The organism is Streptomyces sp. NRRL F-2580 (assembly GCF_000720115.1).
Classification (GTDB): domain Bacteria; phylum Actinomycetota; class Actinomycetes; order Streptomycetales; family Streptomycetaceae; genus Streptomyces.
On record NZ_JOIR01000060.1, the window covers coordinates 1 to 26,397 of the forward strand.

Genomic DNA, 26,397 nt, shown 5'->3' on the forward strand with positions numbered 1-26,397 from the left:
CCCCGGCGGTCCCGGGGACGGGCCGGCGCGCCCGCGGCCGCGGCGCGCCCGCCGACGCCCCGGCCCCGCCGCCCGGCACCGGCCGCCGCCGCGCCGCCCGCAGCGCCCCCGCCGCACCCGGCGGGAACTGGCGGCGGATCGTTCCGCAGGCCCTGGTCGTCGCCTTCCTCGCCGGCGGCACGACCGCGTTCGTCGCCGCCGACAAGTCCGTACGGCTCACCGTGGACGGGGTCCCGAGGAACCTGCACACCTTCGCCGACGACGTCGAGGAACTGCTCGCGGCCGAAGGCCTCGGCGTCGGCCCCCACGACCTCGTCGCCCCCGCCCCCGGCGAACCCCTCGAAGACGGCGAGGAGATCGTCGTCCGCTACGGCCGCCCCCTGCGCCTGACCCTCGACGGGCAGCAGCGCCAGGTGTGGACCACCGCCCGCACCGTCGAAGGCGCGCTGCGCCAGTTCGGCATCCGTGCCGAAGGCGCCTACCTCTCCGCCCCCCGCACCGCGCCCGTCCCGCGCGCCGGCCTCGCCCTGAGCGTCCGCACCGAACGCAGCGTCACCTTCATGGCCGACGGCCGCGAACGCACCATCCGCACCAATGCCGCCACCGTCCAGGAAGCCCTCGACCAGGCCGGCATCACCCTCCAGGGCCAGGACACCACCTCCGTACCCCCCACCGCGTTCCCGCGCGACGGCCAGACCGTGACCGTGCTCCGCATCACCGGCACCCGGGAGGTCCGCGAGGAGCGCATCCCGTTCGAGACCGAGAAGGTGAACGACCCCGACCTGTTCGCCGGCAGCGAGGTCGTCGAACGCGCCGGCCGGCCCGGGGCCCGCCGGGTCACCTACGCCCTGCGCACGGTCAACGGGGTCCGCCAGACGCCCCGCGCCCTCGCCGACGAGGTCGTCCGCGAGCCCGTCACCCAGCTCGTCAAGGTGGGCACCAAACCGCTGCCCAGCTCCGTCGCCGGCGCCGACGGTCTCAACTGGGCGGCCCTCGCCCAGTGCGAGTCCGGCGGCCGCCCCTCGGCCACCGACGCCTCGGGAACGTACGGCGGCCTCTACCAGTTCGACGTCCGCACCTGGCAGGACCTCGGCGGCAGCGGCCGCCCCCAGGACGCCTCGGGCACGGAACAGACCTACCGGGCCAAGAAGCTCTACGTGCAGCGGGGGGCGAGCCCCTGGCCCCACTGCGGCCGTAGGCTCACGTCGTAGGGGGCCGGAAGACGCCGGGCGCCGACGGCGAGGCCCCGTGGGGTGACCGAGCGCACCGCGGGCGTCATGGCCATCCCCACGATCGCGGACACGCTCGAAGCGGGGGCGTTCATCACACCCGCCCCCGACGGACCGTCCGCCGGGACCGGTCCACGACCGGACCCACCCGGCGTCAGTCAGCACGTCCGGCGCCCAGGCGACGCCGAACACCCTCCCCTGCCGGGCCTCCGGGGCCGGCAGGCCGGCGTCCGGAGGGACACGTTCACACGGACCGGCCCGGCTGCCCCGCGCAGCTCACCGGCACCAGGACGTGACGGCGATCAGCACACCCACCGGTCGACACCGGCCACGAGGAGCGGCACGGGGTGCGGGGTTCCACCTCCACGCCCATGCCACCCTCGACGCTGGGGAACGCATCAGGGAGCCGGACACCCGGTCCGGCTCGGGATCACCCGGCTGATCTGAGACGCTTTACCGGTGAGCACCGCAGAGCAGCAGCCCGAGAACCCCTCCTCCAGTACCCCCGGCACGCCCGACGCCCTCCTCGGACCGGCCGACATCCGGGAGCTGGCCGCCGCACTCGGCGTACGCCCGACGAAGCAGAAGGGGCAGAACTTCGTCATCGACGCCAACACGGTCCGCCGGATCGTGCGGACCGCCGAGGTCCGCCCGGACGACGTGGTCGTCGAGGTCGGCCCGGGGCTGGGCTCGCTGACGCTCGCGCTGCTGGAGGCCGCCGACCGGGTCGTCGCCGTCGAGATCGACGACATCCTGGCGGCCGCGCTGCCCGCCACCATCGAGGCCCGCATGCCGGCGAAGAAGGACCGCTTCGCGCTGGTCCACTCCGACGCGATGCTCGTCACGGAACTGCCCGGTCCGCCGCCGACCGCGCTCGTCGCGAACCTGCCGTACAACGTGGCCGTGCCCGTCCTGCTGACCATGCTCGACCGCTTCCCCACCATCGAGCGGACCCTCGTGATGGTGCAGGCGGAGGTCGCCGACCGGCTGGCCGCCGAGCCGGGCAACAAGGTCTACGGGGTCCCCTCCGTCAAGGCCAACTGGTACGCGCACGTCAAGCGCGCCGGCGCCATCGGCCGCAAGGTCTTCTGGCCCGCCCCGAACGTCGACTCCGGTCTCGTCTCGCTGGTGCGGCGCACCGAACCGATCAAGACCACCGCCACCAAGGCGGAGGTCTTCGCGGTCGTCGACGCCGCGTTCGCGCAGCGCCGCAAGACGCTGCGCGCCGCGCTGGCCGGCTGGGCCGGCTCGGCGGCGGGCGCCGAGTCGGCGCTGGTCGCCGCCGGCATCTCGCCGCAGGCACGCGGCGAGTCCCTGACGGTGGAGGAGTTCGCCGCGATCGCCGAGCACAAGCCCGCGATGGAGAGGCCCGCACTGTGAGCGCGCGCACGACGGGCGTGACCGTACGGGTCCCCGCGAAGGTCAACGTCCAGCTGGCGGTGGGCGCGGCCCGGCCCGACGGCTTCCACGACCTGGCCAACGTCTTCCTCGCCGTGTCCCTGTTCGACGAGGTCACGGCCACCCCGGCCGACACGCTGACGGTGACCTGCGAGGGCCCCGACGCCGACCAGGTCCCGCTGGACCGCACCAACCTCGCGGCGCGGGCGGCCCGGATCCTCGCGGCCCGGCACGGTATCGAGCCCGCCGTCCACCTCCACATCGCGAAGAACATTCCGGTGGCGGGCGGCATGGCGGGCGGCAGCGCGGACGGTGCGGCGGCCCTGCTGGCCTGCGACACCCTGTGGGGCCTGGACACCCCGCGCGCCGAACTCCTCGACATCTGCGCGGAGCTCGGCAGCGACGTCCCCTTCAGCCTCGTCGGCGGGGCCGCGCTCGGCACGGGCCGCGGTGAGTTGCTGACCCCGGTGGACGCGGGGGCGTTCCACTGGGTGTTCGCGGTGGCCGACGGGGGGCTGTCCACCCCGGCGGTGTTCCGCGAGTTCGACCGGCTCACCGCCGACGTGGTGGTCCCGGCCCCCGAAGCCTCCCCGGCGCTGCTGGCCGCCCTGGCCTCGGGGGACGCGGAGGCGCTGGGCGCTGCGCTGGGCAACGACCTGCAGACGGCGGCGCTTTCCCTTCGGCCGCAGTTGGCGCGGACGCTGGCCGCGGGCGTGGAGGGCGGTGCGCTGGCCGCGCTGGTCTCGGGCTCGGGCCCGACGACGGCGTTCCTGGTCGCGGACCAGGAGTCGGCCGAGAAGGTGGCCGCGGCCTTGGAGGCGTCCGGCACCTGCCGTGCCACTCGCGTGGCGTCCAGCCCGGCCCCGGGCGCCACGGTCCTGCCGTCCTGACCCCGCGGGCCGGCCGCTGGGGCTCTGCCTTAGACCCCGCTCCTCAAATGCCGGAGGGGCTGAGGTACCGGGGCGGAGCCCCGGTACCTAGGGGGAGTTGAGTACCCGCGCCCTGTCGCAGCCCGCGCGCCGCAGGCGACCGTAGACCCATGACAGCCAGCGCACGCGACCTCGCCCTCGCCACCCCACCCGGCCGGGACAGGTACGTCGACCTGTTGCGCGTCGCCTCGCTCGGCACCGTCATCGGCGGGCACTGGCTGATGGCCGCCGTCAGTGGTGACGGGATAGGGAACCTGCTCGCCCTCGTGCCCGGTCTCCAGGTGCTCACCTGGGGGCTGCAGGTCATGCCGGTGTTCTTCTTCGTCGGCGGGTTCTCGCACGCGCTGTCCTACCGCTCCCTGGCCCGCCGCAGCGACCCCGCGGCCTCCGTCTACGCCGCCTTCCTCCGGGCCCGGCTCCGGCGGCTGTTGCGCCCGACCCTCGTCTTCGTCCTGGTGTGGGCCGCCGCCGCGCTCGCCGTGCAGCTCGCCGGGTACGGCGGCGGCCGGCTGACCGGGGCCGCGCTGCGGATGGTCACCCAGCCCCTGTGGTTCATCGGCATCTACCTGGCGATGGTCGCCTTCACCCCGCCCCTGCTGAAGCTGCACGAGCGCCACGGCTGGGCCGCCTTCGCCGCGCTGGCCGGGTCGGCCGCGCTGGTCGACGTACTGCGCTTCGCGTTCGGCGTGCCCTACGTCGAGTTCCTGAACTTCGCCCTCGTCTGGCTCGCCGTCCACCAGCTCGGCTTCCTGCGCGCCGACGGCCGGATCCGCCGGTCCGCGCTCCTCGCCGCCGCGGGTCTGGCCGGGGCCGTCCTCCTGGTGGCGTACGGCCCGTACCCGCTGTCCATGGTGGGGATGCCCGGCGAGAAGGTGTCCAACATGGCGCCGCCCACCCTCGCCCTGCTCGCGCACGCCATGTGGCTCGTGGGCGCCGTCCAGCTGCTCGCCCGGCCCGCCGGCGCCTGGCTGGACCGGCCCCGGGTCTGGCGCGGGGTGGTCGCCGCCAACGGCGTCGCCATGACCGCCTTCCTGTGGCACCTCACCGCCATGCTCGGTGTGTACGGGGCCCAGCTCGCCCTCGGCCCGGACCTGCCGGCCCCGGCCGGCGCCGCCTGGTGGGCGCAGGTCCCCGTACGGATCCTGGCCGCGAGCGCCCTGACGGCCGGCTTCGTCGCGCTGTTCCGCCGCTTCGAGGCGGCCCCGGCCGCCCCCGCCGAGTCACGCACCGCCGCGGCGGGCGGCGCCGCCGGCCTCGTCGCCGCCCTCGGCATCACCCTGTGCCTGCTCGGCATCCTGGGCCTTTCCATGACCGGACTCGGCGGTCTGCTCGACGGCCACAGCGCCACCCTGATCGCCTTTCCGGTCACCGCTCCGGTCGCCATCGGGATGGCCCTCGCGGGCGCCCTGCTCGTGGAACGGTCAGCCCCGGCGCGGAGCGTTAGGCTGGGGGGCTGATCCACACCCTCCCCCAGAGTCCGTCCGGGGGTACCCCACCTGGAGCGCGTCTGATGGCCGTCAATCTGGTCAATGTCGAGGCAGTCAGCAAGGTGTACGGCACACGTACCCTGCTGGACAGCATCTCCCTCGGCGTGTCCGAGGGGGACCGGATCGGCGTCGTCGGCCGCAACGGCGACGGCAAGACCACCCTCATCCGCATGCTCGCCAAGCTGGAGGAGCCCGACACCGGCCGGGTCACCCAGTCCGGTGGTCTGCGCATGGGCGTCCTCACCCAGCACGACTCCCTCGATCCCAAGGCCACCATCCGGCACGAGATCATCCGGGACATGGCCGACCACGAGTGGGCCGGCAACGCCAAGATCCGCGACGTGCTCAACGGACTCTTCGGCGGCCTCGACCTGCCCGGCTTCGGCCAGGGCCTCGACACCGTCATCGGCCCGCTCTCCGGCGGCGAGCGCCGCCGCATCGCCCTCGCCAAGCTGCTCATCGCCGACCAGGACCTGCTGATCCTCGACGAGCCCACCAACCACCTCGACGTCGAGGGCATCTCCTGGCTGGCCCAGCACCTCCAGGAGCGCCGCTCCGCGCTCGTCTGCGTCACCCACGACCGCTGGTTCCTCGACCAGGTCTGCACCCGCATGTGGGACGTGCAGCGCGGGTCCGTGCACGAGTACGAGGGCGGCTACAGCGACTACGTCTTCGCCCGCGCCGAGCGCGACCGCATCGCCGCCACCGAGGAGTCCAAGCGGCAGAACCTGATGCGCAAGGAGCTGGCCTGGCTGCGCCGCGGCGCTCCCGCCCGGACCTCCAAGCCCCGCTACCGCATCGAGGCCGCCAACGAGCTGATCGCCGACGTGCCGCCGCCGCGCGACACCAGCGAGCTGATGCGGTTCGCCAACGCACGCCTCGGCAAGACGGTCTTCGACCTCGAGGACGTCAGCGTGCACGCCGGCCCCAAGGAACTGCTCAAGCACCTCACCTGGCACCTGGGCCCCGGCGACCGCGTGGGCCTCGTCGGCGTCAACGGCGCCGGCAAGACCTCCCTGCTGCGCGCCCTGGCCGAGGCCGCCCGCACCCAGGGCGACGTCCAGCCCGCCGCCGGGAAGATCACCGTCGGCAAGACCGTCAAGCTGGCTTACCTCTCGCAGGAGGTCGGCGAACTCGACCCGTCCCTGCGGGTCCTGGAGGCCGTGCAGCGCGTCCGCGACCGCGTCGACCTCGGCAAGGGCCGCGAGATGACGGCGGGCCAGCTGTGCGAGCAGTTCGGCTTCACCAAGGAGAAGCAGTGGACGCCGGTCGGCGACCTCTCCGGTGGTGAGCGGCGCCGGCTGCAGATCCTGCGCCTGCTGATGGACGAGCCCAACGTCCTCTTCCTCGACGAGCCCACCAACGACCTCGACATCGAGACCCTGACCCAGCTGGAGGACCTCCTCGACGGCTGGCCCGGCTCGATGATCGTGATCTCCCACGACCGGTTCTTCATCGAGCGCACCACCGACACGGTGATGGCGCTGCTCGGCGACGCGAGCCTGCGCATGCTGCCGCGCGGCCTGGACGAGTACCTGGAACGCCGCCGGAGGATGATCGAGGCGGCCGCCCCGGCAGCCGTCCCGGCCACCGCCGCCGCGGCGGCGAAGACCGCCGCCTCGGTGGACTCCCGCGCCGCGAAGAAGGAGCTCCAGAAGATCGAGCGGCAGCTGAACAAGCTCGCCGACCGCGAGGGCAACCTGCACGCCCAGATCGCCGAGAACTCCACGGACTACGACAAGGTGGCCAAGCTCGACGCGGAGCTGCGCGAACTGCTCGCGGACCGCGACGATTTGGAGATGCGCTGGCTGGAGCTGGCCGAGGAGGCCTAGATCCCCTCACCCCGCCGGGCCGACTGGCGGGATAACGACGGCGTCACGGGCCGGTCCTCCCTTGGGAACAGGGGGCGGACCGGCCCGGTGTTCGAAGGCCGTCAGTGATAGAAAGGTCATCCTCCCCGACCCGCCGAAGCCGAAAGCGTGCGCTGATGACCGAGCCGCCCCAGCCGCCGAACCAGCCACCGACTCCCTCCGGTTACGGTCACCTGCCCGGCCCGCCGCAGCAGGGGTACGGCTACCCGGCGCAGGGCGAGAACCCGTACGCGCGGCAGGCCCCGTACGCGCAGCAGCCGCCCACCGTCCAGCAGCAGCCGCCGGGTTACGGCTACCCGCCGCCGCCCGGGATGCCCGGTGCGCCCGGTGCCCCGGGCGGCCCCGGCATGCCGCCGAAGAGGAAGCGGACCGTACTGATCGCCGCCTCGGCCGCCGCGGCCGTCCTCGCCGTGGCCGTCGTCGGCTACGTCGGCTTCTCCGGGTCCGACGAGGACCCGAAGCCGCCCGTCGCGCAGGAGTCCACCGACGCCAAGCCCTCCGGCTCGCCTTCCGTGGACAAGGGCGACGGCAACGGCACCGGCGCCGGCGGCCAGGGGCCGGACCTCAACTCCGGCCGCAAGCAGGGCGAGGACAAGGTCCTCTGGTTCAAGACCGCGAAGGTCGACGGTCCCGGCATGGGCGTCGAATCCGCGGCCCAGTGGGTCGTCGGCGACACCGTCGTCAAGAGCGTCTGGAAGTCCCTCAACGGCTATGCGGTCACCGACGGCAAGGAGAAGTGGACGCTCGCCTTCCCTGCCGCGATCTGCTCCGTCGCCCGCGACACCACCGCCGAGGGCAAGACGGTCGTCATGTACCGCGACGGGGAGGGGGAGAACTCCTCCTGCACCCAGATGCGCGTGGTCGACCTCAAGACCGGCAAGGAGGTCTGGTCGAAGGAGGTGCCCAAGGAAGGGCTCTTCGACATCTTCACCAGCCCCACCCTGGCCATGACCGGCGACACCGTCGCCGTCAGCCGCGGCGGCACCGCCAGCGCCTTCAAGATCAGCAACGGTGACAAGCTCTTCGGCAGCGCCCTGGGCACCGGCTGCAAGCCCGACGGCTACGAAGCCGGCAACGGCAAGATGATCGCCCTCGCCACCTGCAGCGACGAGGACGCCAGCGCCGAGGTCCACGGGGTCGACCCCGTCACCGGCCAGAAGGCCTGGGCCTTCCGGCTCCCCAAGAAGTACAAGGTCACCAGCATCTACTCGGTGGACCCGCTCGTCCTCGACATCGGCAACGAGGAGGCCAAGCAGCGCTCCATCGTGGTCCTGGGACCCGACGGGAAGCAGACCGCCACGCTCGCCGGAGAGGGCAGCTTCGCCGTCGGCTGCGGCGACACCGGCCTCTTCCGGGCCCTGACGACCTGCCCCTCGGCCGTCGTCGACGCCGGCACCCTCTACCTGCCCACCGCGGCGGAGGCCGGCAAGGCCAACGAGATCGTCGCCTTCGACCTGGCCACCGGCAAGGTCAAGTGGCGCACCCCGGCCGGCGACAAGCGCAGCCTCACCCCGCTCAAGGCCGCCAACGGGCAGCTGATCGCCTACCGCAAGGCCGAGGAAGAACAGGGCGGCGAGGTCATCTCCATCCCGGCCGGCGGCGGCACCCCCACCGCACTCCTGCGCCACCCGTCGGGCCCCGCCGCGCCGATCGAGAGCTCCTTCCGCACCCCGAAGCTCGACTACGTGGACGGGCGGTTCTTCATCTCCACGTCCCGGCTGCAGGCCAAGGGCACGGACGAGAAGCTCCTGATGGTCTTCGGCAAGTGACAACGCGTCCAACGAGCAGCCCAGTGAGAGGCAAGAGCAACCCATGAGTACCCCGCCGCCCCCCAGCCAGCCGCCGTCCGGCGGCTTCGGCGCGCCGCAGGACCCTCCGCCGGGCGGATTCGGCGCACCCACGCCGCCCGCCGGACCCCCCGCCCCGCCGGCCGGACCGCCCGCGCCCGCGCAGCAGCCGGCCGCGCCGCCCGCGTACGGGTACCCGCAGACCGGCCCCGGCTACGGCTACCCGCAGCAGCCCGGCACCCCGCCGCCGTTCGGCGCCCCGGGCACCCCGCCGCCCTACGGCGCCCCCGGCGCCCCGGCGCCCACCGCCCAGGGCCCGGCCGGCGGCGGCAACGACAAGCGCACCCAGCTGATGATCGTCGGCGCGGCCCTGCTGGCCATCGTCCTCATCGTCGGCGGCGGCCTCTGGTACGCCTCCGGCGACGGCAAGAAGGACACCGCGGACAGCGGTCCCGCCAAGCCGGGGGACGACAAGTCCCAGCCCGGTGCGGGCGGCAGCGAGAAGGTGCCCTCCAACGTCAAGTCGAAGGTGCTGGTCAACCAGCCGAGCCCGACGCCGGACGAGATGGTCCAGGTCCCCGGGTCCTGGCTGACCGACTCCACCTACGTCAAGTCCGACATGTACAAGATCGTCGGCTACAACGTCGTCGACGGCGGCAAGAAGTGGGAGGTTCCCCTCCCCGGTGAGCTCTGCGGCGCCTCCCGGCACGTCACCGACAACAAGACCGCGGTGATCTTCCGGCCCACGAAGCCCACGCCCGAGGTCAAGTACCCGGCGTGCACCGAGGTCGGCGTCGTCGACCTGAACGCCGGCAAGCTCCTCTGGACCGGCCAGGCCAAGGGCGCCACCAGCGGTGACAAGCCCGTGTCCTACTACGAGGTCACCGTCAGCGGGCAGACGGTCGCCGCCGGCGGTCCCTCGGGCGGCGCCGCCTGGAGCCTCGCCGACGGCAAGTCCCTGTGGCTGCCCAAGGTCGACGGCGAAGGCTGCCGCGACGTCGGCTACGGCGGCGGCGAGGCCCTCGCCGTCATCCGCAGGTGCGGCCAGAGCTCCAACCAGACCCTGTACGCGCAGGCCCTGGACCCGAACACCGGCGCGCCGCAGTACTCGTACAAGCTCTCCGCGGGCATCGAGACCGCCGGCATCGTCTCCACCAAGCCCCTGATCGTCTCCGCCGACGTCGGCAAGACCGCCAAGAACGCCAGCGGCGTCAGCGACCTCTTCGTCATCGACAACGCGGGCCAGCTGAAGACGCACATCTCGCTCTCCTCCGGCACCTTCGGCGGCGAGTGCCACACCGAGGTCGAGCGGTGCTCCGGGATGATCGTCGGCAACGGCAAGCTCTACCTGCCCTCCTACGAGCACCAGGGCAAGGACGCCTACGGCAAGACCAACGAGCTGCTCTCCTTCGACCTGGAGACCGGCAAGCAGACCACCGACCGCGCCGACGCGGGCGAGCGGTACAAGCTGTACCCGCTGCGCATGGACGGGTCGAACGTCATCGCCTACAAGGAGCCCCCGTACGACAAGGGCGGCCAGGTCGTCAGCATCGACGGCAAGACGATGAAGGAAACCGTCCTGATGGAGAACCCGTCGGACAAGACGACCCAGCGCATCGAGACGGCCTACTCGCCCGAGTACCACGAGTACCGCTACCACAACGGCAAGCTGTTCCTCGCCCGCACCTCGGTCAAGAAGCCGTACTCCGCCACGTCCGACCCGGAGTTCATCTTCACCTCCTTCACCGCGAGCTGATCCGCCCGCACGCCGGGCGGCGAGCCGCCGCACGCCCCGGGAGCCCCCGGAAGGTCCGCCTTCCGGGGGCTTCTGCGCGGTAACCCCCGCGCACCGTCGAACAAGCGTGTAGCTTGCCGGGGCAGAAGGGTGGGGGGTGGGTTCCGCAATGGGCGTACGGGTCGTGGTGGTCGACGAGCACCGGCTGCTGGCCGAGGCGCTGGCCTCTGCCCTGAAACTGCGCGGCCACCGGGTCCTGGCGGCGGCGGCACCGGCCGCGGGCGCCGCCGAGCTGGTCATCGGACGCGCCCCCGAGGTGTGCCTGTTCGGGACGGCGAGCCCCGCCGAGGCCGGGGTCTTCGAGCCCGTGGCCCGCATCAAGCGGGAGCGCCCGCAGATCGCCGTCGTCGTCCTCGGCCCGGTGCCGAGCCCGCGCGGGATCGCGGCCGCCTTCGCCGCCGGAGCCTCCGGGTACGTACGCCACGACGAGCGCATCGAGGGCGTGGAGCGGGCGCTGGCCAAGGCGCGGGCGGGCGAGGTGGCGATCGCCCCGCAGCTGTTGCAGGGGGCCTTCGCGGAGCTCCTGAACCCGGCCGCCCAGCCCGACGACGAGGGCAGCCGACTGCTGCGGCTGCTCACCCCGCGCGAGGTGGAGGTGCTGGTGCGGGTCGCCGAGGGCGAGGACACCCGGCTGATCGCCGCGGGCATGGAGATCGCCCCGAGCACCGCCCGTACGCACGTGCAGCGGGTGCTGATGAAGCTGGGTGTGGGATCGCGGCTGGAGGCGGCCGCGCTGGCCGCCCGTACCGGCCTGCTGGACCGGGCGCTGCCGGTGCGGCCGTCCGCCGCCGATTTCCCCGCGGGCGTCGAATCGGGTAAGCCAGTGTCCTAGCACGCGCAGCCTCCCGCGCGTGCTCCCCCGCGAGAGGCAGTAGGCGAGTGAGCAAGTACCTGGTAACCGGTGGCGCCGGATACGTCGGCAGCGTGGTCGCGGCCCACCTCCTGGAGGCCGGCCACGAGGTCACCGTCCTCGACGACCTCAGCACCGGCTTCCGCGTCGGCGTCCCGGCGGGCGCCGCGTTCATCGAGGGCCGCATCCAGGACGCCGCCCGCCACCTGGACTCCTCCTACGAGGCGGTGCTGCACTTCGCGGCCTCCTCGCAGGTCGGCGAGTCCGTGGTGAACCCGGGCAAGTACTGGGAGAACAACGTCGGCGGCACGCTCGCCCTGCTGGGTGCGATGCGCGAGGCGGGCGTGCGCAAGCTGGTGTTCTCCTCCACCGCCGCGACCTACGGGGAGCCGACGGAGGGCCTGCTCACCGAGGCCTCGGTGACCGCGCCGACCAACCCGTACGGCGCCTCGAAGCTGGCCGTCGACCACATGATCGCGGGGGAGTGCGTGGCGCACGGCCTGGCCGCGGTGTCCCTGCGCTACTTCAACGTGGCCGGGGCCTACGGGGAGTTCGGCGAGCGGCACACGCCCGAGACGCACCTGATCCCGCTGGTCCTCCAGGTCGCGCTGGGCGAGCGAGAGTCGATCTCCGTGTTCGGCGAGGACTACCCGACCCCGGACGGCACCTGCGTGCGCGACTACATCCACGTCGCCGACCTGGCGGAGGCCCACCTGGCCGCCCTGCGGGTCGCCGCCGATGGGGAGCACCTGATCTGCAACCTGGGCAACGGCAGCGGGTTCTCGGTCCGCGAGGTCGTCGAGACGGTCCGCAAGGTCACCGGCCGGGAGATCCCCGAGGTCGTCGCCCCGCGCCGGGCCGGCGACCCCGCGATGCTGGTCGCCTCCGCCCGCACGGCGCACGAGCGCCTCGGCTGGACCCCGAGCCGCTCGGACCTGACCGGCATCATCACGGACGCGTGGAACTTCGCGCGCACGCACACCGCCTGACCCACGGGTATCCCCCCGGAACACCGCTGTCCTGCGCGCCCCCCGCACCCTGTCCGGTGCGGGGGGCGTGTGCGTGGGGGCCGTACGCTGCCGCCGGGCGCTGTGCGCGGGCGCCCGGCGTGCACACGCCGGGTGAATGGCCCACCGTGCAACTGCCCGTGGCACGCGCCGGTACGGAAGCTGCCATCCGGACCGGTGGTACAGGTGATTTCAAGCCACCCCGAAGGGGGTTCAGAACGCCTGCGCCGGAAAATCGCAGGGAAAACTTCTGCTATTCGGCCAACCGCGAGCGGCACCGGGCCCTACGCTGATGCGAGACACCGGTGGGGGCCGGTGTTGATTCAGGGGTCGAGACAAGTCGGGTACGACGTCCGGTCCGGGGTAGTGCAGAGGTGTCACGGCGGCGGCCGGGGCAGCTGCGGACCACCCGGTCCGGGCGCCGTACCCGCCGTCGTCCGTTCCCCTACCCTTGGGGGTTTTGTGGTTCGTATCCGGGTTCTCGTCGTCGACGATCACCGCATCTTCGCCGAATCGCTCGCAGCCGCGCTCGCGGCCGAGCCGGACGTGGACGTGTCCGCGGCCGGCAGCGGCCCCGCCGCCCTGCGCTGCCTCGAACGCGCGGCGGCCGAGGGCCGCCGTTTCGACGTCCTGCTGGTCGACGCCGATCTCGGCGCGGTCGCCGGGGCCTTGCCCGCCCAGCGGGAGCCGGGCTCGGGGCCACCGCCGCCCGGCTCGGACGGGATCGCGCTGGTCGCCGGGGTGCGGGTGACCCACCCCGGGGTCCGTACGGTCGTGCTCGCCGAGCGCGACGACCCCCGCCGGGCCGCGCACGCGCTGCAGGCCGGGGCCTCGGGCTGGGTGGCGAAGGACTGCTCGCTCTCGCGGCTGCTGGCCGTCATCCGAGGGGTGCTGCGCGAGGAGACCCACCTGCCGCCCGCGCTGCTGACCGGAGTGCTCCGGGAGTTGACCGCGGCGCGCAAGCACCGCACGGACAGCGAACGGCTCGTGGAGTCGCTCACCCCGCGCGAACACGAGGTGCTGCGCTGCATGGTGGCGGGGCTGGGCCGCAAGGACGTCGCCGCGCGCCTGTTCCTGTCCCCGCACACCGTCCGCACGCACATGCAGAACGTGCTGGGCAAGCTCGGCGTGCACTCCACGCTGGCGGCGGTGGCGCTGGCCCGGCGGGCCGGCGTACGACCGGCCGACCTAGCCGGGGATGTTGTCGAACGGAGCGGTCAACTGGCGTAGCAGCCCGGCGAGATCACCGCGCTGGTTCTGCGAGAGCTGGGCCAGGATCGCCCGCTCCTGCGCCAGCAGCCCGGCGAGGGCCTGGTCCGCACGGTCCCGGCCCTCGGGGGTGAGCCGCACCAGGACCCCGCGGCGGTCGCTGGGGTCCGGGAGCCGCTCGACGAGGCCCTTCTTGGCGAGCCGGTCGATGCGGTTGGTCATGGTGCCGGAGGTGACCAGGGTCTGGGTCAGGAGCTGGCCGGGGGAGAGCTGGTAGGGCGCGCCGGCCCGGCGCAGGGACGTCAGGACGTCGAACTCCCACGGCTCCAGGCCGTGCTCGGAGAAGGCCAGCCGGCGGGCGCGGTCGAGGTGGCGCGCGAGCCTGCTGACGCGGCTCAGTACCTCGAGCGGTTCCACGTCGAGGTCAGGGCGCTCCCGCCGCCATGCCGCCACCAGTCGGTCGACCTCGTCCTCCATGCCGATCAGTGTAAGGGGTCTGTCGATGTGAAGTCTCTTCATACCGAGTATCTTGATAGCGAGCATCTTGACGTCGAGATATAAATCCCGCGAGCATGGGGCATGGAGGGGGCCGGGACAGATTCCGCTTCCGACCGCCCCGCCAGCAGGGAGGCTCGAACATGTATTCCGATACCGCGCACTCGGGGACCCCCACGTCCACAGCGCCCTCCGCTCCCACTTGGGATCCCCAGCAGTACCTCCGGCACGCAGGCCATCGCACACGGCCCTTCCTGGACCTCCTCACCCGTATACCCGAGCTCCCCAACCGGCCCGCCCGCATCGCCGATCTCGGCTGCGGCCCCGGCAATGTCACCGCGCTCCTCGCCGACCGCTGGCCCGGCGCCCGCATCACCGGCTTCGACCTCTCCCCGGAGATGCTCCACCGCGCCACCCAGGAGCACGCCGGCCCCACCACCGGCGGCGGCAGCCTCGACTTCCGCCACGGCGACCTCGCCGGCTGGCTCCCCGAGGAGCCCTATGACCTGATCGTCTCCAACGCCGCCCTGCAGTGGGTCCCCGGCCACGCCGGCTCCTTCGGCGCCTGGATCAACGGCCTGCGCCCCGGCGGCACCTTCGCCTTCCAGATCCCCGGCAACTTCACCGCCCCCAGCCACGCCCTGCTCGCCGAACTGTGCGACACCCCGCGCTGGCGGGCCCGGCTCGCCGGCCACGGCGCCCGCTACATCCATCTCCTGGAACCTGCCGAATACCTTGCCCGGTTCACCGCGCTCGGCTGCGCCGCCGACGTCTGGGAGACCACCTACCACCAACTGCTCCACGGCCCCGACCCCGTTCTCGACTGGGTCAAGGGCACCGCCCTGCGGCCCGTCCTCACCGCCCTCGGCGACGACCGCGAAGCCGTGGACGCCTTCCTCGCCGAATACCGCGACCGGCTGCGCGTGGCCTACCCGACAGGGCCCCGCGGCACCGTTTTCCCGTTCCGCCGGATCTTCGCCGTCGCCCGCAAGGAGTCCTGACCGTGCTCACCGCCGTCGACCACGTCCAACTCGCCGCGCCACCGGACTCGGAGGACCGGCTCCGCGCCTTCTACACCGACGTCCTCGGCATGACCGAGATCCCCAAACCGCCCGTCCTCGCCGCGCGCGGGGGCTGCTGGTTCGCCGCCGGGCCGGTACAGCTGCACCTCGGCATCGAGGCGGACTTCCGGCCCGCCCGCAAGGCTCACCCCGGACTGCGGGTGAGCGGCATCGAGGCGTACGCGAACAGACTGGAGGAACGGGGTGCCAAGGTCGTCTGGGACGACGACCTGCCCGGCCACCGCCGCTTCTACTCCGAGGACCCCGTCGGCAACCGGCTCGAATTCCTTGAGGAGCACGCCCTGGAACCGCAGGCCCTGGAAGAGTGCGGCTGACCGGCCCGCACCACACGACGGCGCCCCGTCACCGAGTGCTCGGTGGCGGGGCGCCGTCGTACTCCCGGCCCGCTCAGCTCTTGCGGCGGCCCACCAGCTGCGGCTTCGACTCCAGCCCGTCCAGCCCGTGCCAGGCCAGGTTGACCAGGTGGGCGGCCACCTCCGCCTTCTTCGGCCTGCGGACGTCCAGCCACCACTGCCCGGTCAGCGCCACCATCCCGACCAGCGCCTGCGCGTACAGCGGCGCCAGCTTGGGATCGAAGCCCCGTGCCTTGAACTCCAGACCCAGGATGTCCTCGACCTGAGTGGCGATGTCACTGATCAGCGAGGCGAAGGTGCCGGTCGACTGCGCCACGGGGGAGTCCCGGACCAGGATCCGGAACCCGTCCGTGTACGACTCGATGTAGTCCAGCAGCGCGAACGCGGCCTGCTCCAGCAGCTCCCGCGGATGCCCGGCCGTCAACGCCCCCGTCACCCCGTCCAGCAGCTGGCGCATCTCCCGGTCCACGACCACCGCGTACAGCCCCTCCTTGCCCCCGAAGTGCTCGTACACCACGGGCTTGGACACCCCGGCCTTCGCGGCGATCTCCTCCACCGACGTGCCCTCGAAGCCTTTCTCGGCGAACAGTGCCCGGCCGATGTCCAGCAGCTGCTGGCGCCGCTCCGCGCCCGTCATCCGCACCCGGCGGCCGCGCCGGGGCTTGTCGCTGCTGGAATTACCGCCGTCGATCGCCACGCCCCCCATCATGCCGCTTTCGGCTCGTTTTCCTTGCGCCGGGCGTCGAGGCGGGCCTCCGACGGCCAGCGCACGTCCGTGGCCCAGCCCAGCTGCTCGCACCAGCGGATCAGCCGCGCGCTGGAGTCGATCTGGCCGCGCAGCACACCGTGCCTGGCCGAGGTCGGGTCGGCGTGGTGCAGGTTGTGCCAGGACTCCCCGCAGGAGAGCACCGCCAGCCACCACACGTTGCCGCTGCGGTCCCGGGACTTGAACGGCCGCTTGCCCACCGCGTGGCAGATCGAGTTGATCGACCACGTCACGTGGTGCAGCAGCGAGACCCGCACCAGCGAGCCCCAGAAGAACGCCGTGAACGCACCCCACCAGGACATCGTCACCAGACCGCCCACCAGCGGCGGGATCGCCAGCGACAGCATCGTCCAGAAGATGAAGTCGCGCGAGATCCGCCGGATCGCCGGATCCTTGATCAGGTCCGGGGCGTACTTCTGCTGATCGGTCTGCTCCTCGTCGAAGAGCCAGCCGATGTGCGCCCACCACAGCCCCTTCATCAGCGCCGGCAGCGTCTCGCCGAACCGCCACGGCGAATGCGGGTCACCCTCGTGGTCCGAGTACTTGTGGTGCTTGCGGTGGTCCGCCACCCAGCGCACCAGCGGTCCCTCCACCGCCATCGAACCCATCACGGCCAGGGCGATCCGCAGCGGGCGCTTCGCCTTGAAGGAACCGTGCGTGAAATAGCGGTGGAAACCGATGGTGATCCCGTGGCAGGCCAGGAAGTACATGAAGACCATCAGGCCCACGTCCAGCCAGCTCACCCCCCAGCCCCATGCCAGCGGGATCGCCGCCAGCAGGGCCAGGAAGGGAACGGTGATGAACAGCAGCAGAGCGATCTGTTCGATGGACCGCTTGTTCTCGCCGCCGAGGGTGGCGGACGGCGCAGATGTGTCGGAGGACGCCGAGGCATCCTCGATCAGATCGGGACTGGTGGTCATGGGGTCCCCTGGGGGGTGAGAGGAGTCGGCAGGCTCACCGGTCACGGACCCTACGGACCCGTAACCTACGGCATCGTAAGTATGGCAAAGCCGGGTCCCGAGGCAAGAGGAGCGCGTCGGGGGCGAAAACGCGCCCGCGGACGGGGCACGCGCCGCCTTATGAGACGTCTGCCCAGGCACACGCGCGGGACACCTATCCTGGTCCCGTCGGACAGCGCGGTCCGCACGGGCAGCCCGAGCTGCGCATCAGGAGCGACGATCCCCCGGACGGAGTCCGCAGGGGCATCGGAGCGCGCGGCCGGCAGCCCACCGCCCAGTAGCGCTCGAACACTGCAAGGAGCCGCACCTGTGAGCAGTGCTGACCAGGCCCCCCAGGGCCAGGCCCCCGTCACCCCGGCCGCCACCGCCAACGCGGAGCTGCGCGCGGACATCCGCCGCCTGGGCGACCTCCTCGGGGAGACCCTCGTACGCCAGGAGGGCCAGGAACTCCTCGACCTCGTCGAGAAGGTGCGTGCCCTCACCCGCACGGACGGCGAGGCCGCCGCCGAGCTGCTCGGCGACACCGACCTGGAGACCGCCGCCAAGCTCGTGCGCGCCTTCTCCACCTACTTCCACCTCGCCAACGTCACCGAGCAGGTGCACCGCGGCAAGGAACTGCGCGCCCACCGTGCCGCCGAGGGCGGGCTCCTCGCCCGTACCGCCGACATGCTCAAGGACGCCGACCCCGAACACCTGCGCCAGACGGTGAAGAACCTCAACGTCCGCCCGGTCTTCACCGCGCACCCCACCGAGGCGGCCCGCCGCAGCGTCCTCAACAAGCTGCGCCGCATCGCCGCGCTGCTGGAGGAGCCCGTCACCGGCGCCGGCGACCGCCGCCGCCACGACCTGCGGCTCGCCGAGAACATCGACCTCGTCTGGCAGACCGACGAGCTGCGCGTGGTCCGCCCCGAGCCCGCCGACGAGGCCCGCAACGCGATCTACTACCTCGACGAGCTGCACGCCGGCGCCGTCGGCGACGTCCTCGAGGACCTCGCCGCCGAGCTCCAGCGCGTCGGCGTCGAGCTGCCCGCCGGCACCCGCCCGCTCACCTTCGGCACCTGGATCGGCGGCGACCGCGACGGCAACCCCAACGTCACCCCCGACGTCACCCGAGACGTGCTGATCCTCCAGCACGAGCACGGCATCACCGACGCACTCGAACTCATCGACTTCCTGCGCGGCCTGCTGTCCAACTCCATCCGCTACACCGGCGCCACCGAGGAACTCCTCGCCTCCCTCCAGGCCGACCTGGAACGCCTCCCCGAGATCAGCCCGCGCTACAAGCGGCTGAACGCCGAGGAGCCGTACCGCCTCAAGGCCACCTGCATCCGCCAGAAGCTCCTCAACACCCGCGAGCGCCTCGCCAAGGGCACCCCGCACGAGGAAGGCCGCGACTACCTCGGCACCGCCGAGCTGCTCACCGACCTCACCCTCATCCAGACCTCCCTGCGCGAGCACCGCGGCGCCCTCTTCGCCGACGGCCGCATGGACCGCACCATCCGCACCCTGGCCGCCTTCGGCCTCCAGCTCGCCACCATGGACGTACGCGAGCACGCCGACGCCCACCACCACGCGCTCGGCCAGCTCTTCGACCGCCTCGGCGAGGAGTCCTGGCGCTACGCCGACATGCCCCGCGACTACCGCGGCAAGCTCCTCGCCAAGGAGCTGCGCTCGCGCCGCCCGCTGGCCCCCACCCCGGCGCCCCTCGACGCGGCCGGGCAGAAGACCCTCGGCGTCTTCCTCGCCATCAAGGACGCCTTCGAGAAGTTCGGCCCCGAGGTCATCGAGTCGTACATCATCTCGATGTGCCAGGGCGCCGACGACGTCTTCGCGGCCGCGGTACTCGCCCGCGAGGCCGGCCTGATCGACCTGCACGGCGGCTGGGCCAAGATCGGCATCGTCCCGCTCCTGGAGACCACCGACGAGCTGCGCGCCGCCGACGTCATCCTCGACGCGATGCTCGCCGACCCCTCCTACCGGCGCCTCGTCTCCCTGCGCGGCGACGTCCAGGAGGTCATGCTCGGCTACTCCGACTCCAGCAAGTTCGGCGGCATCACCACCAGCCAGTGGGAGATCCACCGCGCCCAGCGGCGGCTGCGCGACGTGGCCCACCGCTACGGGGTGCGCCTGCGCCTCTTCCACGGCCGCGGCGGCACCGTCGGCCGCGGCGGCGGCCCCTCGCACGACGCGATCCTCGCCCAGCCCTGGGGCACCCTCGAAGGCGAGATCAAGGTCACCGAGCAGGGCGAGGTCATCTCCGACAAGTACCTCGTCCCGTCGCTGGCCCGCGAGAACCTCGAACTGACCGTCGCGGCCACCCTGCAGGCCTCCGCCCTGCACACCGCGCCCCGCCAGTCCGACGAGGCCCTCGCCCGCTGGGACGCGGCCATGGACGTCGTCTCCGACGCCGCCCACGCCGCGTACCGCGCGCTCGTCGAGGACCCGGACCTGCCGGCGTACTTCTTCGCGGCGACCCCCGTCGACCAGCTCGCCGACCTCCACCTGGGCTCGCGGCCCTCGCGCCGCCCCGACTCGGGCGCCGGCCTCGACGGCCTGCGCGCCATCCCGTGGGTCTTCGGCTGGACCCAGTCCCGCCAGATCGTCCCCGGCTGGTACGGGGTCGGCTCCGGCCTCAAGGCGCTGCGCGAGGCCGGACAGCAGGACGCCCTCACCGAGATGGGCGAGCGCTGGCACTTCTTCCGCAACTTCCTGTCCAACGTCGAGATGACGCTGGCCAAGACCGACCTGCGGATCGCCCGCCACTACGTCGACACCCTCGTGCCCGACCACCTGAAGCACGTCTTCACCCGCATCGAGGCCGAGCACGAGCTCACCGTCAACGAGGTCCTGCGCATCACCGGCGGCAGCCGCCTCCTGGACTCCAACCCGGTCCTCCAGCAGACCTTCGCCGTCCGCGACGCCTACCTCGACCCCATCTCCTACCTCCAGGTCTCCCTCCTGGCCCGGCAGCGCGCGGCCGCCGCCCGCGGCGAGGAGGCCGACCCGCTCCTCGCCCGCGCCCTGCTGCTCACCGTCAACGGCGTGGCCGCGGGCCTGCGCAACACCGGCTGAGCCCCCGGAGCCGGACATGACGGAGCCCCCGCACCGGCCGGTGCGGGGGCTCCCTCATGTCCGTCAGGAGTTGTACGTGGACTGCGCGCGCTCCAGGCCCTCCTGGACCAGGCACTCCACCGAGTCGGCGGTTCGGTCCACGAACCAGTCCAGCTCCTTGCGCTCCGTGGACGAGAAGTCCTTCAGCACGAAGTCCGCGACCTGCATCCGGCCCGGCGGCCGGCCGATGCCGCAGCGGACCCGGTGGTAGTCCGGGCCCATCGACTTCGTCATCGACTTCAGACCGTTGTGGCCGTTGTCCCCGCCGCCCAGCTTCAGGCGCAGCGTCGGGTAGTCGATGTCCAGCTCGTCGTGGATCGCGACGATCCGGTCCAGCGGCACCTTGTAGAAGTCGCGCAGGGCCGTCACCGGGCCGCCGGAGAGGTTCATGTACGTCATCGGCTTCGCCAGCACCACCCGGCGGTTCGCCGGTCCCGGCGCGCCGATGCGGCCCTCGACCACCTGGGCCCGGGCCTTGTGCGCCTTGAACTTCCCGCCGATCCGCTCCGCCAGCAGGTCGGCCACCATGAAGCCGATGTTGTGGCGGTTGCCCGCGTACTCCGGTCCGGGGTTGCCGAGGCCGACGATCAGCCAGGGTGCCGCGTCGTCCGACATCAAAAGCTCCTTAAGGCCTTGAACGAAGACGACCGCCGTCCCGCTCCAGTGGAGCCGGACGGCGGTCGGTCAGCAACTGCTGAGGGGGGAAGGCGAGGCTCAGGCCTCGGTGCCCTCGGCGGCCTCGGCGGCCGGCTCCTCGGCCTGCGGGGCCACGACCTGCAGGACGGCGATGTCGCCGTCGACGGCCAGGGTGGTGCCCGCCGGGAGGACCAGGTCCTTGGCGTGGATGGTCGCGCCGGCCTCGAGGCCCGCGATGGAGACGGTGACCTCGGTCGGGATGTGGGTGGCCTCGGCCTCGACGGAGATCGTGTTCTGGAGGGTCTCCAGCATGTTGCCGCCGGCGGCCAGCTCGCCCTCGGTGACGATCGCGACGTCGACGGTGACCGTCTCGCCCTTCTTGACGATCAGGAAGTCGACGTGGGAGACCGAGCGCTTCAGCGGGTGCTTCTGCACGGCCTTCGGGATGACCAGCTCGGTGCCCTCGCCAGCGATGTCCAGGGAGATCAGGACGTTCGGGGTGCGGAGCGCCAGCTGCAGGGCGTGGGCGTCGACGTTGACGTGCTTCGGGTCGGTGCCGTGGCCGTAGATGACGGCGGGGGTCAGGGCGTCACGACGGGCCTGACGGGCAGAGCCCTTGCCGAACGCGGTGCGGACCTTGGCGGAAAGCTTGACCTCGGACATGCTCACTCCTCGTGGGGTGACGGAAAAAGGACGACAGTCACCCGGCCGGAACGGCCTGCTACGAAGAGCGCGTCGATAACGGAGCGTCCGTACCGGAAACAGGTACGGCCTCCCTCGCCGAGCAACTCATGGAGTGTACCCGGCAAGGGAGGCCGTACCAAAAAGGATCTACCGCGGAGCGGTTACTGCTGCTCCTCGAAGAGGCTGGTGACCGAACCGTCCTCGAAGACCTCGCGCACCGCGCGCGCGATCATCGGGGCGATCGACAGCACCGTGATCTTGTCGAGCTCCAGGTCGGACGGGTCCGGCAGGGTGTTCGTGAACACGAACTCGCTGACCTTGGAGTTCTTCAGGCGGTCGGCCGCCGGGCCCGACAGGATGCCGTGGGTGGCCGTCACGATGACGTCCTCGGCGCCGTGCGCGAACAGCGCGTCGGCCGCGGCGCAGATGGTGCCACCGGTGTCGATCATGTCGTCGACCAGGACGCAGACACGGCCCTTGACCTCACCGACGACCTCGTGGACGGTCACCTGGTTGGCGACGTCCTTGTCGCGGCGCTTGTGCACGATGGCCAGCGGCGCGTCCAGGCGGTCGCACCAGCGGTCGGCGACGCGCACGCGGCCGGCGTCCGGGGAGACGATCGTGAGCTTGGTGCGGTCCACCTTGGCGCCCACGTAGTCCGCGAGGACGTTCAGGGCCGACAGGTGGTCCACCGGGCCGTCGAAGAAGCCCTGGATCTGGTCCGTGTGCAGGTCGACCGTGAGGATGCGGTCCGCACCCGAGGTCTTCAGCAGGTCGGCGACCAGGCGGGCCGAGATCGGCTCGCGGCCCTTGTGCTTCTTGTCCTGGCGGGCGTACCCGTAGGACGGGATGATCACGGTGATGGAGCGCGCCGACGCGCGCTTCAGCGCGTCGATCATGATCAGCTGTTCCATGATCCACTTGTTGATCGGAGCCGTGTGGCTCTGGATCAGGAAGCAGTCCGCGCCGCGAGCCGACTCCTGGAAGCGAACGTAGATCTCACCGTTCGCGAAGTCGAAAGCCTTGGTCGGCACGAGGCCGACTCCCAGCTGGTGCGCGACCTCCTCGGCCAGCTCGGGGTGGGCGCGGCCGGAGAAGAGCATCAGCTTCTTCTCGCCGGTCGTCTTGATCCCGGTCACAGCACTGTCTCCTCAGACGTGTTGAAGCTGCTCGCCCCCATGTGCGTCCGTCCCGCACACGGTGAGCCAGCCGAATTGCGTGCACCTATCACGGTACGCCGTCGCGGGCGCACCTGTTTCCGGTCAGTTCACCTCAGTGGCGCCCGGAATCCTCCGAGGCCGCCGACTGCGCCGCCGTGGCGGCCGCGCTTCCCGGACGCTTGCGGGCCACCCAGCCCTCGATATTCCGCTGCTGGCCGCGGGCCACGGCCAGCGCACCGGGCGGCACATCCTTGGTGATCACGGATCCGGCCGCCGTGTAGGCGCCGTCCCCGATGGTGACGGGAGCCACAAACATGTTGTCCGAGCCCGTCTTGCAGTGTGATCCGACGGTGGTGTGGTGCTTGTGCTCACCGTCGTAGTTCACGAAGACGCTCGCCGCGCCGATGTTCGTGTACTCGCCGATCGTCGCGTCGCCCACGTAGGACAGGTGGGGCACCTTGGTGCCCTCGCCGATCGTCGCGTTCTTCATCTCGACGTACGTGCCGGCCTTGGCCTTCGCGCCGAGGTTCGTGCCCGGACGCAGGTACGCGAACGGCCCCACGGACGCCTGCGGGCCCACGACCGCACTCTCCGCGACCGTGTTGTCCACCCGGGCGCCCGCGCCCACGGTGGTGTCCTTCAGCCGGGTGTTGGGGCCGACCTCGGCGCCCTCCGCGATGTGCGTGGTGCCCAGGAGCTGGGTGCCGGGGTGCACGAGCGCGTCCTGCCCGAAGGTGACGGTCACGTCCACGAAGGTGCTCGCCGGGTCGACGACCGTCACGCCCGCGAGCATGGCCTGCTCCAGCAGGCGCGCGTTCAGCAGCGCGCGGGCCTCGGCCAGCTGGACGCGGTTGTTGATCCCGAGGATCTGGCGGTGGTCGCTGCCGACGGCCGCGCCGACGCGGTGCCCGGCCTCGCGCAGGATGCCGAGGACGTCGGTGAGGTACTCCTCGCCCTGGCTGTTGTCGGTACGGACCTTGCCGAGCGCGTCGGCGAGCAGGCCGCCGTCGAAGGCGAAGACGCCGGAGTTGATCTCACGGATCGCCCGCTCGGCGTCGGTGGCGTCCTTGTGTTCGACGATGGCCGTCACGGCGCCGCCCGCGTCCCGGACGATCCGCCCGTAGCCGGTGGAGTCCGGTACCTCGGCGGTCAGCACGGTGACGGCGTTGCCGTCGGCCTCGTGCGTCGCCGCCAGCCGCGCCAGCGTCTCGCCGGTCAGCAGCGGGGTGTCGCCGCAGACCACGATGACCGTCCCGTCGACCGGGCCGCCGAGCTCTTCGAGGGCCATGCGGACGGCGTGCCCGGTGCCGTTCTGCTCGTACTGGACGGCGGTGCGGACGCCGGCGTCGATGGCGGTCAGGTGCGCGGTGACCTGCTCCCGGGCGTGCCCGACGACCACGACGAGGTGGGCGGGGTCCAGCTCACGGGAGGCGGCGACGACGTGACCGACGAGCGAGCGCCCGCAGATCTCGTGCAGGACCTTGGGAGTGGCCGACTTCATGCGGGTGCCTTCACCCGCTGCGAGTACGACGACGGCTGCCGGGCGGTTGGCGCTCACGGGGATGCCCTTCGGCTTCGGGGGTGGACCCGTGAAGGATACCGGGGTGCAAAGGAGCCGAAACGAGGGCGGGTAAAGGAGCCGAAATGATGGCGGGTAAAGGAGCCGAAGTGATGGCGGGTCCCGACCGATGGTCAGGACCCGAGGGGCTGTGCAGCTCCCCTGTCAGGACTCGAACCCGAACATAAGGCACCAAAAGCCTCAGTGCTGCCAATTACACCACAGGGGATGGTAAATCAGGCCGAATCGGACAGTTTCGCGAACCGATCAAGCTGGCCGTCCCTACTATGCCGTACCACCCGGCCTCAATGCGACGGTACTCGTGTCCGCCGTTTCGCAGGCGGGGAATTGCCGGGGCCGCCGCGGAGGCCGCCCGTACGCTGGACGGCATGACCAGTACGGGGGAATGGGAAGGCCGCGCTGGGCCGCCGTTGTGGTGGGCGCGGCGACGGGATGCCGTAACGGACGTGACGCTCGCCGGGGTGTCGGCCGTGGAGTGCGCGTGGGAGGGCGTCACCTTCGCCCGTGAGGCGGGTCTGCCGACCGCGGTCGGGGTGGCGTTCGGGTTCGTGGTGGGGGCCACGCTCGTGCTGCGGCGGCGCCGGCCGATCGCCGTGGTGCTCGTGGGCATCGCCGTCGCGCCGGCCGCGATGGGGTTCCTGCTCTCGGTGGTGGGGATGTACTCGCTCGCCTCCTCCGAGGTGCCCCGGCGGATCATCGCCACCCTGGCCTCGATGTCGCTGGTGGCGACCTTCGTGGTGATGTACCTCCAGACCCGTGGGGACGTGGAGGCCGATCCGAAGCTCGTGGTAGCGCTCTCAGGCTTCGTCGCGGTGGCGCTGACCGTGCCGCCCTTGCTGCTCGGGCTCTACATCGGGGCCCGGCGGCGGTTGATGGAGAGCCTGCAGGAGCGGGCGGACTCGCTGGAGCGGGAGCTGTCGCTGCTGGCGGACCGGGCGGAGGAACGGGCCGAGTGGGCCCGTACGGAGGAGCGGACCCGCATCGCGCGGGAGATGCACGACGTGGTCGCGCACCGGGTGTCGCTGATGGTGGTGCACGCGGCCGCGCTGGAGGCGGTGGCGGTCAAGGACCCGGCGCGGGCGGCGAAGAACGCCGCGCTGGTGGGTGACATGGGGCGCCAGGCGCTGACGGAACTGAGGGAGATGCTCGGCGTGCTGAGGGCTGCGCCCAAGCCGGCTGTGGTGGGCTCCGGGGGGTCGGGCGGGCCGGGCGGGCCGGGCGCGGCCGCGGTGGTCGCCGTGCCGATGGCTCCGGTCGCGCTCGTCGGGGGTGCCGAGGAAGGGCCCTCGCTCGACGAGCTGGAGGTGCTGGTCGGGCAGTCCCGGGCGGCCGGGATGGTCGTGGAGATGCTCGTGCAGGGCGAGGGGGCGGGCGCGGGGTACGCGGCGGAGGTCGAGCAGACGGCGTACCGCGTGGTGCAGGAGGCGCTGACCAATTGCCACAAGCACGCCCCGGGGGCGCGGGTCGTGGTGCGGCTCGCACATCGGGACGGGGAGGTGGCGATGCAGGTGGAGAACGGGCCGTGCGAGGGGAAGGCGGACGGGGTCGGACTGCCGAGCGGGGGGAACGGGCTGGTCGGGATGCGGGAGCGAGTGCTCGGGCTGGGCGGGGTCTTCGTGTCCGGGCCGACGGACGCGGGCGGCTTCAGGGTGTCGGCGGTGCTGCCGGTCCGCTAGCGGTGGGCGCGGGGCGCGGGCCTTGGCGGTGGCGGGTGGCGGGTGGCGGGTGTGCCGGTCCCGCTGGGCGCGGGCTTTGGCGGGGGGCCGGTGTGCCGGTGAGCGGAGTCCGGTGCGGCGCCGTTGCGGGGGCGCTGCCCCCGGGCCCCCGCGCCTCAAACGCCGGCGGGGCTGGGTTTGGCGTTGCTTTTGCGGGGGTCGGCTGCGGGTTGGCTGCGCCGCTTGGGCGGGGTCGGGTGGGGGCCGGTTGTGCCGGGGGGATCCCCGCAGGGGGCCGAACACAACGAGGCTGCGCTCTCCGCCCCCCCGACACGTTCCGGGCCCGAGGAGGCCC

At 72.2% G+C, this 26,397-nt stretch carries 21 protein-coding genes and 1 tRNA gene; 14 read left to right on the top strand and 8 right to left on the bottom strand.

The features are described 5' to 3' along the window. The 10 genes from IF88_RS0137300 to IF88_RS0137345 form a co-directional block, all read left to right on the top strand. Positions 1 to 1,211 (top strand): resuscitation-promoting factor (locus tag IF88_RS0137300; RefSeq protein WP_107050722.1); only part of this gene is annotated, 1,211 nt, incomplete at its 5' end. 477 nt (positions 1,212 to 1,688) lie between these two features. Further along, entirely contained in the window at positions 1,689 to 2,609 is a 921-nt protein-coding gene (gene rsmA, locus IF88_RS0137305) for a 16S rRNA (adenine(1518)-N(6)/adenine(1519)-N(6))-dimethyltransferase RsmA (RefSeq protein WP_030723317.1), read from the top strand. Further along, positions 2,606 to 3,517: a 4-(cytidine 5'-diphospho)-2-C-methyl-D-erythritol kinase gene (locus IF88_RS0137310; RefSeq protein ID WP_030723319.1), complete on the top strand. Its 912-nt coding sequence runs from the start codon at positions 2,606 to 2,608 to the stop codon at positions 3,515 to 3,517. Before rsmA ends, IF88_RS0137310 begins: the two co-directional genes overlap by 4 nt. A gap of 149 nt (positions 3,518 to 3,666) precedes the next feature. Further along, the gene (locus IF88_RS0137315; RefSeq protein ID WP_030723321.1) at positions 3,667 to 5,013 is read left to right on the top strand and encodes an acyltransferase family protein; all 1,347 of its coding nucleotides are present in this window, start codon (positions 3,667 to 3,669) and stop codon (positions 5,011 to 5,013) included. Between the two features lie 53 nt (positions 5,014 to 5,066). Continuing rightward, positions 5,067 to 6,875: an ABC-F family ATP-binding cassette domain-containing protein gene (locus tag IF88_RS0137320; RefSeq protein ID WP_030723323.1), complete on the top strand. Its 1,809-nt coding sequence runs from the start codon at positions 5,067 to 5,069 to the stop codon at positions 6,873 to 6,875. A gap of 155 nt (positions 6,876 to 7,030) precedes the next feature. Continuing rightward, complete coding sequence (locus IF88_RS0137325; RefSeq protein WP_030723326.1) at positions 7,031 to 8,683, top strand: PQQ-binding-like beta-propeller repeat protein; 1,653 nt, start codon at positions 7,031 to 7,033, stop codon at positions 8,681 to 8,683. Positions 8,684 to 8,726: 43 nt separating this feature from the next. Beyond that, the gene (locus IF88_RS0137330) at positions 8,727 to 10,457 is read left to right on the top strand and encodes a PQQ-binding-like beta-propeller repeat protein (protein WP_030723329.1); all 1,731 of its coding nucleotides are present in this window, start codon (positions 8,727 to 8,729) and stop codon (positions 10,455 to 10,457) included. A gap of 148 nt (positions 10,458 to 10,605) precedes the next feature. Beyond that, positions 10,606 to 11,328: a response regulator transcription factor gene (locus IF88_RS0137335; protein WP_030723331.1), complete on the top strand. Its 723-nt coding sequence runs from the start codon at positions 10,606 to 10,608 to the stop codon at positions 11,326 to 11,328. A gap of 47 nt (positions 11,329 to 11,375) precedes the next feature. Then, positions 11,376 to 12,335, top strand: a complete 960-nt coding sequence (galE, locus tag IF88_RS0137340; RefSeq protein ID WP_030723333.1) for a UDP-glucose 4-epimerase GalE — start codon at positions 11,376 to 11,378, stop codon at positions 12,333 to 12,335. Positions 12,336 to 12,815: 480 nt separating this feature from the next. Continuing rightward, positions 12,816 to 13,583 carry a LuxR C-terminal-related transcriptional regulator gene (locus tag IF88_RS0137345; RefSeq protein WP_030723335.1) on the top strand — a complete coding sequence of 256 codons (768 nt, stop codon included), beginning with the start codon at positions 12,816 to 12,818 and terminating at the stop codon, positions 13,581 to 13,583. Here IF88_RS0137345 and IF88_RS0137350 read toward each other — a convergent pair. Continuing rightward, positions 13,542 to 14,039 carry a MarR family winged helix-turn-helix transcriptional regulator gene (locus IF88_RS0137350; RefSeq protein WP_030386194.1) on the bottom strand — a complete coding sequence of 166 codons (498 nt, stop codon included), beginning with the start codon at positions 14,037 to 14,039 and terminating at the stop codon, positions 13,542 to 13,544. The genes IF88_RS0137345 and IF88_RS0137350 overlap by 42 nt on opposite strands. Before the next feature lie 161 nt (positions 14,040 to 14,200). Here IF88_RS0137350 and IF88_RS0137355 point away from each other — a divergent pair, with 161 nt between their 5' ends. Together IF88_RS0137355 and IF88_RS0137360 are read left to right on the top strand one after the other, a co-directional pair. Beyond that, entirely contained in the window at positions 14,201 to 15,058 is an 858-nt protein-coding gene (locus IF88_RS0137355; protein WP_030723338.1) for a trans-aconitate 2-methyltransferase, read from the top strand. Positions 15,059 to 15,060: 2 nt separating this feature from the next. Further along, positions 15,061 to 15,453 carry a VOC family protein gene (locus IF88_RS0137360; RefSeq protein WP_030723341.1) on the top strand — a complete coding sequence of 131 codons (393 nt, stop codon included), beginning with the start codon at positions 15,061 to 15,063 and terminating at the stop codon, positions 15,451 to 15,453. 73 nt (positions 15,454 to 15,526) lie between these two features. On the opposite strand, the gene IF88_RS0137365 is transcribed toward IF88_RS0137360, so the two are convergent. Beyond that, positions 15,527 to 16,198, bottom strand: coding sequence for a TetR/AcrR family transcriptional regulator (locus tag IF88_RS0137365; protein WP_030723342.1), 672 nt, complete (start codon positions 16,196 to 16,198; stop codon positions 15,527 to 15,529). Further along, the gene (locus tag IF88_RS0137370; RefSeq protein ID WP_030723344.1) at positions 16,198 to 17,178 is read right to left on the bottom strand and encodes an acyl-CoA desaturase; all 981 of its coding nucleotides are present in this window, start codon (positions 17,176 to 17,178) and stop codon (positions 16,198 to 16,200) included. Before IF88_RS0137370 ends, IF88_RS0137365 begins: the two co-directional genes overlap by 1 nt. A gap of 348 nt (positions 17,179 to 17,526) precedes the next feature. Between IF88_RS0137370 and ppc the strand changes: the two genes are divergently transcribed. Then, the gene (ppc, locus tag IF88_RS0137375) at positions 17,527 to 20,289 is read left to right on the top strand and encodes a phosphoenolpyruvate carboxylase (protein ID WP_030723346.1); all 2,763 of its coding nucleotides are present in this window, start codon (positions 17,527 to 17,529) and stop codon (positions 20,287 to 20,289) included. A 63-nt stretch (positions 20,290 to 20,352) separates the two neighbouring features. Here the strand turns inward: ppc and pth are convergent, their stop codons facing one another. The 5 genes from pth to IF88_RS0137400 all read right to left on the bottom strand — a co-directional run bounded on the left by pth (position 20,353) and on the right by IF88_RS0137400 (position 24,595). Then, positions 20,353 to 20,943 (bottom strand): aminoacyl-tRNA hydrolase, encoded by a 591-nt coding sequence (gene pth, locus IF88_RS0137380; protein ID WP_030723349.1) that lies wholly within the window; start codon positions 20,941 to 20,943, stop codon positions 20,353 to 20,355. Positions 20,944 to 21,042: 99 nt separating this feature from the next. Continuing rightward, complete coding sequence (locus tag IF88_RS0137385; protein ID WP_030723351.1) at positions 21,043 to 21,627, bottom strand: 50S ribosomal protein L25/general stress protein Ctc; 585 nt, start codon at positions 21,625 to 21,627, stop codon at positions 21,043 to 21,045. Between the two features lie 182 nt (positions 21,628 to 21,809). Then, positions 21,810 to 22,787 carry a ribose-phosphate diphosphokinase gene (locus tag IF88_RS0137390; protein WP_030723354.1) on the bottom strand — a complete coding sequence of 326 codons (978 nt, stop codon included), beginning with the start codon at positions 22,785 to 22,787 and terminating at the stop codon, positions 21,810 to 21,812. A 133-nt stretch (positions 22,788 to 22,920) separates the two neighbouring features. Beyond that, the gene (gene glmU / locus IF88_RS0137395; protein WP_030723357.1) at positions 22,921 to 24,366 is read right to left on the bottom strand and encodes a bifunctional UDP-N-acetylglucosamine diphosphorylase/glucosamine-1-phosphate N-acetyltransferase GlmU; all 1,446 of its coding nucleotides are present in this window, start codon (positions 24,364 to 24,366) and stop codon (positions 22,921 to 22,923) included. Between the two features lie 157 nt (positions 24,367 to 24,523). Continuing rightward, positions 24,524 to 24,595 (bottom strand) — tRNA-Gln (locus tag IF88_RS0137400). Between the two features lie 160 nt (positions 24,596 to 24,755). On the opposite strand from IF88_RS0137400, the gene IF88_RS0137405 reads away from it, so the two are divergent. After that, complete coding sequence (locus tag IF88_RS0137405) at positions 24,756 to 26,063, top strand: sensor histidine kinase (RefSeq protein ID WP_037808501.1); 1,308 nt, start codon at positions 24,756 to 24,758, stop codon at positions 26,061 to 26,063. Positions 26,064 to 26,397 lie beyond the last annotated feature (334 nt).